Here is a 1,163-nt window from a genome sequence, read left to right as displayed (position 1 = left end):
ACCCCAACCTATACTGCAGCGGCCGGAGATGAAGGCAATACTGTGACCTTGACCATGACCGTAACCAGTAACAATACTTGCGGAATTGCAAAAGCTACATCAACTTATACCGTTAATGTGGATGCATTACCTCAAGCTTCTGCAGCTGGCGGAACTCAAACCATCTGTTCCAATGCAACGGCTACGGTAAGCGGAGCCACTGCTTCAAATGGAACAATCCTTTGGACACATAACGGAACTGGTTCGTTAAGCAATGCCACCACATTGACCCCAACCTACACTGCTACAGCAGGTGACGAGGGAAAAACCGTGACCTTGACTATGACCGTTACCAGTAACAATACTTGCGGAATTGCAAAAGCTACATCAACTTATACCGTTAATGTGGATGCATTACCTCAAGCTTCTGCAGCTGGCGGAAGTCAAACCATCTGTTCCAATGCAACGGCTACGGTAAGCGGAGCCACTGCTTCAAATGGAACAATACTTTGGACACATAACGGAACTGGTTCGTTAAGCAATGCCTCCACATTGACCCCAACCTACACTGCAGCGGCCGGAGATGAAGGCAATACTGTGACCTTGACCATGACCGTTACCAGTAATAATACTTGCGGAATTGCAAAAGCTACATCAACTTATACCGTTAATGTGGATGCATTACCTCAAGCTTCTGCAGCTGGCGGAAGTCAAACCATCTGTTCCAATGCAACGGCTACGGTAAGCGGAGCCACTGCTTCAAATGGAACAATCCTTTGGACACATAACGGAACTGGTTCGTTAAGCAATGCCACCACATTGACCCCAACCTATACTGCAGCAGCAGGAGATGGAGGAAAAACTGTGACCTTGACCATGACCGTTACCAGTAACAATACTTGCGGAATTGCAAAGGCTACATCAACTTATACCGTTAATGTGGATGCATTACCTCAAGCTTCTGCAGCTGGCGGAAGTCAAACCATCTGTTCCAATGCAACGGCTACAGTAAGCGGAGCCACTGCTTCAAATGGAACAATACTTTGGACACATAACGGAGCCGGTTCATTGAGCAATGAAACAACACTTACACCTACCTATACTGCAGCGGCCGGAGACGAAGGCAATACTGTGACCTTGACCATGACCGTTACCAGTAACAATACTTGCGGAATTGCAAAAGC

The 1,163-nt window shown here is 47.2% G+C and carries 1 protein-coding gene; it reads left to right on the top strand.

The features are described from left to right. A partial coding sequence (locus tag AC1DY0_RS19020) for a hypothetical protein (RefSeq protein ID WP_477190150.1) occupies window positions 1-1,163 on the top strand: 1,163 nt, incomplete at both ends.

The sequence above is a fragment of the Flavobacterium sp. P1_E4 genome, assembly GCF_056405915.1.
Note: the sequence above shows the minus strand (reverse complement) of the source record. Positions and strands in the feature narration are given on the sequence as shown.